The 7,641-nt window shown below is 63.0% G+C and carries 9 protein-coding genes; all 9 read left to right on the forward strand.

Annotated features, from left to right (window positions below):
* The coding region (locus A2J01_RS34675) for a winged helix-turn-helix domain-containing protein (RefSeq protein WP_197494362.1) at positions 1-437 on the forward strand (437 nt) is incomplete at its 5' end.
* A gap of 1 nt (position 438) precedes the next feature.
* Positions 439-1,338 carry a mycothiol synthase gene (gene mshD, locus A2J01_RS34680; protein WP_042922278.1) on the forward strand — a complete coding sequence of 300 codons (900 nt, stop codon included), beginning with the start codon at positions 439-441 and terminating at the stop codon, positions 1,336-1,338.
* Positions 1,339-1,531: 193 nt separating this feature from the next.
* Positions 1,532-2,650 (forward strand): phosphate ABC transporter substrate-binding protein PstS, encoded by a 1,119-nt coding sequence (gene pstS, locus A2J01_RS34685; protein ID WP_003940482.1) that lies wholly within the window; start codon positions 1,532-1,534, stop codon positions 2,648-2,650.
* A 62-nt stretch (positions 2,651-2,712) separates the two neighbouring features.
* A complete protein-coding gene (pstC, locus tag A2J01_RS34690; RefSeq protein WP_064114479.1) occupies positions 2,713-3,804 on the forward strand; it encodes a phosphate ABC transporter permease subunit PstC in 1,092 nt (363 codons plus the stop codon).
* Between the two features lie 3 nt (positions 3,805-3,807).
* Complete coding sequence (gene pstA / locus A2J01_RS34695; RefSeq protein WP_003940100.1) at positions 3,808-4,716, forward strand: phosphate ABC transporter permease PstA; 909 nt, start codon at positions 3,808-3,810, stop codon at positions 4,714-4,716.
* Between the two features lie 58 nt (positions 4,717-4,774).
* Positions 4,775-5,551 carry a phosphate ABC transporter ATP-binding protein PstB gene (gene pstB, locus A2J01_RS34700; protein WP_003939968.1) on the forward strand — a complete coding sequence of 259 codons (777 nt, stop codon included), beginning with the start codon at positions 4,775-4,777 and terminating at the stop codon, positions 5,549-5,551.
* A 280-nt stretch (positions 5,552-5,831) separates the two neighbouring features.
* Positions 5,832-6,134: an urease subunit gamma gene (ureA, locus tag A2J01_RS34705; protein WP_003939800.1), complete on the forward strand. Its 303-nt coding sequence runs from the start codon at positions 5,832-5,834 to the stop codon at positions 6,132-6,134.
* Entirely contained in the window at positions 6,131-6,601 is a 471-nt protein-coding gene (gene ureB, locus A2J01_RS37395) for an urease subunit beta (RefSeq protein ID WP_007733849.1), read from the forward strand. Before ureA ends, ureB begins: the two co-directional genes overlap by 4 nt.
* Positions 6,598-7,641: urease subunit alpha (locus A2J01_RS34715; protein WP_156519492.1), on the forward strand; the 1,044-nt coding region annotated here is incomplete at its 3' end. The genes ureB and A2J01_RS34715, both read left to right, overlap by 4 nt.

The following is a 7,641-nucleotide window of genomic DNA, read 5'->3' on the forward strand; positions in this document are numbered from 1 at the left end:
GATTGCGGTTGTTGGTCGCCCGCAGCGGTGGTGTGGCCAGTCCGGAAGCGTCGGGAAAGATCACGCTGGGCGAACTGGTTATCGACGAGGGGACGTACACGGCACGACTGCGTGGACGGCCCCTTGATTTGACTTACAAGGAATTCGAGCTGCTCAAGTACCTCGCGCAGCACGCCGGACGGGTATTCACCCGGGCGCAGCTGCTGCAGGAAGTGTGGGGCTACGACTTCTTCGGCGGCACCAGGACGGTTGACGTCCACGTGCGTCGTCTGCGGGCGAAACTCGGCACCGAATACGAGTCCTTGATCGGTACAGTCCGAAATGTCGGATATAAGGCAGTGCGTCCGACCAGGGCCAAGGGTGGCGCAGCTGCTCCCGTTCAGTTCGAGGACGACGAGGACGTCGACTACGACGCGGCCGACGGATCGGTGGTCTGACGTGGGTTGGACAGATTCACTGCCGGCTGGATTCGCCGAGCAGGTTTCCGCGCTTCTCGATCGCGCAACCGAGTTCGACGGCAAGGCGCCCGTGTCGGAACAGGGGCGCCATGCCGTTGCCGGGCGCGGCGCCGCGCGACACTTCCTCGAACTCGACGGCGATGCAGTCGTCGGTTATGCGCAGCTGCAAGCCGGTTCGGACGAGCATCCCGACATGGCCGAGTTGGTGGTCGACCCGCAGGCGCGGCGCCGCGGCATCGGAACCAGGCTTGCCGCAGCGGTATTCGACGAGGGCCGGCCGGGCACGCGTGTCTGGGCGCACGGAAACGTCGACGCCGCAGTCGAATTCGCCAAGAGCCTCGATCTGGTCAGCGTTCGTGAACTCCTGCAGCTGCGTCGACCACTCGATGCTCCGCAGCTTCCGGAAATCGTTGTGCCCGAAGGTGTGACGATTCGGACGTATCGTGGGCCCGAAGACGATTCCGAGATCCTTCGCGTCAACAATGCGGCCTTCTCCTGGCATCCCGAGCAGGGTGGCTGGACCCAGGCGGAGATCGACGAGAGAACGGCCGAAGGTTGGTTCGACCCTGCTGGTCTGTTCATGGCGTTCGCGGACACCGATCCCGATACTCTTCTCGGCTTTCACTGGACCAAGGTGCACGCACCCGAAGGTGACGATCCGGAGCTGGGGGAGGTGTACGTCGTGGGGATCGATCCCGCGGCGCAGGGACGCGGCCTCGGCCGAGTGCTGACTCTCGCGGGCATGCATTACCTGCGTGATCGCGGCCTCGGAACCGTCCTTCTGTACGTCGAAGGCGACAACACGGCCGCCCTCCACACGTACGAACGACTCGGCTTCGATCGCTTCCACGTGGACATGGCTTACGCCCGCGCGCTCTGACGTCACAGTCGGACACGCAGAAATGTCCAGTCTGTTCATTCTCCGTTAACCATGTGTGGTCCAGCCGGACACCGCGCCCGCCTACTTTTCTCTGTGGGCAGCGCCGTGTTGCCTGATGCAGATTTCAATCATTCTGCGTCTCATGTCGCCGCCCGATCGTGGGCGTGGCGGTAGCGATTTCCGGAGGATCTTGGTGAATCTCAAGCGCAGTGGTGCCCTGCTCGGTGTAGTGGCCGTGGGCGCCATGACCTTGGCCGCATGTGGCAGCGACAACAACTCGTCGTCGACGGGTGTGGACGCGTCCGCATCGAACGCAACGTGCGAAGGCAAGAGCAACCTCTCTGCCGCTGGTTCCTCGGCACAGAAGAACGCCATGGACCAGTTCGTCGCCACTTACATCTCCGTGTGCCAGGAAAAGGGCAAGACGGTCAACGTCGCGTACAACCCCAGCGGTTCGGGCGACGGTCGTACACAGTTCATCGCCGGCCAGATCGACTTCGCCGGCTCCGACTCGGCCATCAAGGACGAGCAGGCAGACAAGGCCAAGGAGCGTTGCGTCGGCGGCGAAGCCTGGAACCTTCCCCTCGTCTTCGGCCCGATCGCAGTTGCATACAACCTCGACGGCGTCGACAAGCTCGTTCTCAACGCAGAGGTTCTCGCGAAGATCTTCAACGGCGGCATCACCAAGTGGAACGATCCGGCAATCGCCGCGCTCAACTCCGGTGCATCGCTTCCCGACGAGAAGATCACCACCGTGATCCGCTCCGATTCCTCGGGTACCACCGACAACTTCCAGAAGTACCTCGACGCGGCATCGAACGGTGCTTGGACGTCGGGCGCAGGGTCCGACTTCACCGGTGGCGTCGGTGAGGGCGCCAAGGGTTCGGCGGGCGTTGCACAGGCAGTTGCCACGGCACCGGGTTCGATCACCTACGTCGAGAAGTCGTTCGCCGATCAGAACAAGCTCTCGGTTGCCGAAATCAACACCGGCTCCGAGGCAGTCGCACTGACCAACGACACGGCCGCGAAGTCGATCGCAGGCGCGAAGTTCAAGTCCGACGCAACCGGCGACCTGACGCTCGACCTCGCGTCGATCTTCAAGACCAACGAAGCCGGCGCCTACCCGCTGGTTCTCGCCACGTACTCGATCGTCTGCTCCAAGGGCTACGACGCGGACACCTCCGCAGCGGTGAAGTCGTTCCTGACGAGCGCGGCCAACGAGGGTCAGGCCAACCTGGCCGAGCAGGGTTACGTCCCGCTGCCGTCCAACGTCCAGGATCGCCTCAACGCGTCCATCACGGCAATCAGCTGACCTAGAGACTCGTGCGGACAAGCTCATGGATCTACATTCACACGTGAAGGAAGTGAGCGCGCATGAGTGACGCGCCCATCACCTCGACATCTCGTTCTCCCGGCCCCGCAACCAGCGGGGCCGGGGTGGGCGGTCCGAACGGCACCACGGAGGACACGATTACTTCCACCAAGGCTCCAGAAACCGAGCGTCCTCCGAAGGGTGACGGTCCGGGTAGCGGCAACAGCAAGACGGTGACCCGTCCGGGTGACCGCATCTTCAGCTCGCTCGCATCCGGTTCGGCAATCTTCATCACGGTTGTCATCGCGGCGATCGGCGCGTTCCTGATCTGGCGTGCTGTTCCTGCTTTGAGCCGGAATCAGGTCAACTTCCTGACCAGCCGTGAATGGGTCACGCAGAACATCAACGCGATGGCGTTCGGTGTCCTCGATCTTTTCCAGGTCACGGTGTTGGTCTCGCTGTTCGCACTGGTGCTCGCGATGCCGATCGCACTGGGCATTGCGATCTTCCTGACTTCGTACTCACCCAAGTGGCTCACGCGGCCACTGTCGTACACGATCGACCTTCTGGCAGCTGTGCCGTCCATCGTCTACGGCCTGTGGGGACTTCTCGTCTTCGCTCCGGCGATCACCCCGGTCGCGGTGTGGCTCAACGACACTCTCGGCTGGTTCCCGCTCTTCGCCGACGGCAGCGGATCGATCACCGGCGGCGGCACCATCTTCACCGCAGGCATCGTCCTCGCCGTGATGATCCTTCCGGTCATCACCGCAGTGACCCGCGAGGTGTTCATCCAGACCCCGCGAGCACAGATCGAAGCCGCACTCGCCCTCGGCGCCACGCGCTGGGAAGTTGTGCGCACCACGGTCATCCCGTTCGGTAAGTCCGGTTACATCAGCGGCTCGATGCTCGGTCTCGGACGCGCACTCGGTGAGACGATGGCGCTCTACCTGATCCTGCGCACCACCTCTCAGGCCTTCGGCTGGTCGCTGTTCGACGGCGGCTCGACCATCGCCTCCAAGATCGCCCTCGGCTACGCGGAGTTCAACAACGACATCCAGGCAGGCGCGTACATCGCGGCCGGACTGGTGCTGTTCGTACTGACCTTCGTCGTCAACGCGGCTGCCCGCGCAGTGATCGCCGGAAAGAAGGACTGACCCATGACCTCCACTCTGGACCGGCCGGTCAAGGCCCCCACTTTCCAAGGCGTCGGCGCTCGTCGTCGTGCCAAGGACGTCATCGCGACCATCCTGGTGAGCCTGGCAGTCGTCATCGCGCTCATCCCGTTGGTCTGGGTGCTCTTCACGGTCATCGCCAAGGGCCTACCCGCTCTGACGTCGCCTACCTGGTTCACCAACTCGCTGAGCGGATTGACGGCGTCGGCCGACGGCGGCGGTATCTATCACGCATTGATCGGCACCCTGCTGCAAGGCATCGTGTGCGCGGTCTTCTCCATCCCGCTCGGTATCTTCGTCGCGATCTACCTGGTGGAGTACGCCGACCGGAAGTCGAAGCTGGGCAAGCTGACCACGTTCATGGTCGACATCCTCAGCGGTGTTCCGTCGATCGTGGCCGCGCTGTTCATCTACGCCCTGTGGATCGCGACCTTCGGCTTCCCCAAGTCCGCGTTTGCGGTGTCACTGGCTCTGGTCCTTCTGATGGTCCCGGTCGTCATCCGTTCCACCGAGGAAATGCTGCGCATCGTCCCGATGGATCTGCGGGAGGCGTCGTACGCGCTCGGTGTGCCGAAGTGGAAGACCATCTCGAAAATCGTTCTGCCGACGGCACTTCCCGGCATCATCACCGGCGTCATGCTGGCCCTGGCCCGCGTGCTCGGTGAGACCGCACCGCTGCTGATCCTCGTCGGCTACGCACCGTTCATCAACTTCGACCTGTTCAACGGCGAAATGGGCACACTGCCTTCCGTCATGGTCGCCGAGATGAACAACCCCACCGACGCCGGCACCAACCGCATCTGGGGCGCAGCACTGACCCTGATCCTGCTGATCGCGATCCTCAATATCGTCGCGAAGCTGATCGGTCACTTCTCACAGGTCAGAAGTAAGTGATGCGGCCTCGGAACATGTTCGTACTCAACAGCGTCAACAACTCAGTAGGGAGCCGGTAATGGCCAAGCGTCTGGATCTCAAGGACGTCAACATCTACTACGGCAAGTTCCACGCCGTCGCCGATGTGGGCCTGTCCGTCCCGCCCCGGAGCGTCACCGCCTTCATCGGCCCGTCCGGTTGCGGCAAGTCCACCGTTCTTCGTTCACTCAACCGCATGCACGAAGTGATTCCCGGTGCGCGCGTCGAGGGTTCGGTGCTGCTCGACGGCGAGGACATCTACGGCTCGAACGTCGATCCGGTCGGTGTTCGCAAGACCATCGGCATGGTGTTCCAGCGACCCAACCCCTTCCCGACCATGTCCATCAAGGACAATGTCGTCGCGGGCTTGAAGTTGCAGGGCGAGCGCAGCAAGAAGAAGCTCGACGAGGTGGCCGAGCGTTCGCTGCGCGGTGCCAACCTGTGGAACGAGGTCAAGGATCGCCTCGACAAGCCCGGTGGCGGCCTCTCAGGCGGTCAGCAGCAGCGTCTGTGCATCGCGCGTGCCATCGCGGTCTCGCCCGACGTCCTGCTCATGGACGAGCCGTGCTCCGCGCTCGACCCGATCTCGACTCTCGCGATCGAAGACCTGATCACCGAGCTGAAGAAGGACTTCACGATCGTCATCGTCACGCACAACATGCAGCAGGCTGCGCGTGTGAGTGACCAGACGGCATTCTTCAACCTCGAGGCAACCGGCAAGCCCGGTCAGCTCGTCGAGATCGACGACACCGAGAAGATCTTCTCGAACCCGACGCAGAAGGCCACCGAGGACTACATCTCCGGCCGCTTCGGATAGGTCCCGGGATCAACCCTGCACGATCATGTTTCACCCCCGTTTCCAACAGGAGACGGGGGTGAAACTTTTTGGTTGTGGTGATAGTTCCCACTCCGGTGCGCAGAGCTGAGCGTCGTTGGGCGCCCGAATAATTCGATGAGCAGCGCAAGTGCGCCGAGTGGGCGCTGAAGTAGCCGACGATGTGAATCTCGTGGATACTGACGACGCTTCGGACAATGCTAATCTCGGCCCGACAGCACGCTGTCGATCGATGTCGTTTCACAACCGGAAGGGCTTGTCAGTGCACCTCACCCCTTCAGATACCGAAAAGCTGCTCCTGAGCGTCGCGGGCATGGTCGCCCGTGACCGCCGCGAGCGCGGGGTACTGCTGAACTACCCCGAAGCGATGGCACTGATCTCGTGCTGGATTCTCGAGCGCGCGCGTGACGGAATGACGGTTGCGGAACTGATGAACGCCGGTCGGCAAGTGCTCACCCGCGACGACGTGATGGAAGGGGTACCCGAGATGATTGCAAACGTCCAGGTGGAGGCCACTTTCCCGGACGGTCGCAAACTGGTCACCGTGACGGAGCCCATTCGATGATTCCCGGCGAAGTACGTGTGTCCACCGAACCGCTCGAGTTCGGCACGGACGCGGAGAAGATCACGATGGTCGTCGTCAACGACGGCGATCGCCCCATTCAGATCGGTTCACATCTCCACCTTCCCGCGGCCAACCCGGCGTTGACCTTCGATCGCGAAGCGGCAGACGGCTTCCGGCTCGACATCCCCTCGGGAACGTCGGTTCGGTTCGAACCCGGGGTCAGCAGAACGGTGACACTGATCGCGCTCGGCGGACTCAAAAGGGTTCCGGGCCTGCAGATCGTGCCGGACGAAGACCTACCGACACATGCGCGCGAGCCCAAGACCGTCATGCCGTTCGGCACGCCCGGCGTCGAGGTCGAAGAACCTTTGCGAGCGTCCTCGGTGAACGTGCGTGTGAGTGATGTTCCAGTCGAGGCGGATTCACCGGACGACGCCGCGACGACAGTTGAGAGGACAGCCGAATGAGCAGGATCGATCGACGCGGCTACGCCTCCCTGTACGGCCCGACCGCAGGCGACCAGATCCGTTTGGCCGACACAGATCTGTGGATCGAGATCGAGCACGACTACACCGCGACCGGCGACGAGATGGTCTTCGGCGGCGGTAAGAGCATCCGCGAGTCGATGGGCCAGGGCCTGACCACTCGCGACCAGGGTGCTCTCGACGTCGTCATCACCAACACGGTGATTCTCGATCACTGGGGAATCGTCCGGGCAGACGTGGGAATTCGCGACGGACGCATCGTTGCGATCGGCAAGTCCGGTAACCCCGACATCATGGATGGCGTGCATCCCAAGTTGCTCATCGGGCCGAGCACCGACGTGATCGCCGGCGAGGGGAAGATCCTCACCGCGGGTGCGATCGACACTCACGTGCACTTCCTCAGTGAAATCGAGATGATGGAGGCGCTCGCGACCGGTACGACGACGGTGGCGGGCGGCGGAACGGGCCCCACCGAGGGAAGCAAGGCAACCACCGTCACACCCGGCGCCTGGTCGTTGAGGATGATGCACCGCGCCCTCGACCACATCCCGCTCAACGTTCTTCTCCTCGGCAAGGGCAGCACCGTCAGCCATGAGGCCATGCGTCAGGAAGCTCTCGCCGGCGCAGGCGGATTCAAGGTCCACGAGGACTGGGGTTCCACTCCGGCTGCGATCGACGCAGCTCTGCGCGCAGCCGACGAGTTCGGCCTCCAGGTAGCGCTGCACGCCGACAGCCTCAACGAAACCGGTTACGTACAGCACACTTTGGATGCGATCGCCGGACGCGGGATCCACGTGTTCCATGCGGAAGGCGCCGGCGGCGGGCACGCACCGGACATCATCGTGACGGCAGGTGAGCCGAACGTTCTTCCGGCATCGACCAATCCGACGTTGCCGCATACCGTCAACACGGTTGCCGAGCACCTCGACATGCTCATCGTGTGTCATGCGCTCAATCCCCGGGTTCCGGAGGATCTTGCCTTTGCCGAGTCCCGAATCCGTCCGACAACGATTGCAGCAGAA

This window comes from Rhodococcus sp. EPR-134, from assembly GCF_001647205.1.
Classification (GTDB): domain Bacteria; phylum Actinomycetota; class Actinomycetes; order Mycobacteriales; family Mycobacteriaceae; genus Rhodococcus_F; species Rhodococcus_F qingshengii.

Coding starts and splice junctions, on each gene's coding strand:
- pstA (WP_003940100.1), top strand. CDS start 3,808: ATGACCTCCACTCTGGACCGGCCGGTCAAGGCCCCCACTTTCCAAGGC.
- ureB (WP_007733849.1), top strand. CDS start 6,131: ATGATTCCCGGCGAAGTACGTGTGTCCACCGAACCGCTCGAGTTCGGC.
- pstB (WP_003939968.1), top strand. CDS start 4,775: ATGGCCAAGCGTCTGGATCTCAAGGACGTCAACATCTACTACGGCAAG.
- pstC (WP_064114479.1), top strand. CDS start 2,713: ATGAGTGACGCGCCCATCACCTCGACATCTCGTTCTCCCGGCCCCGCA.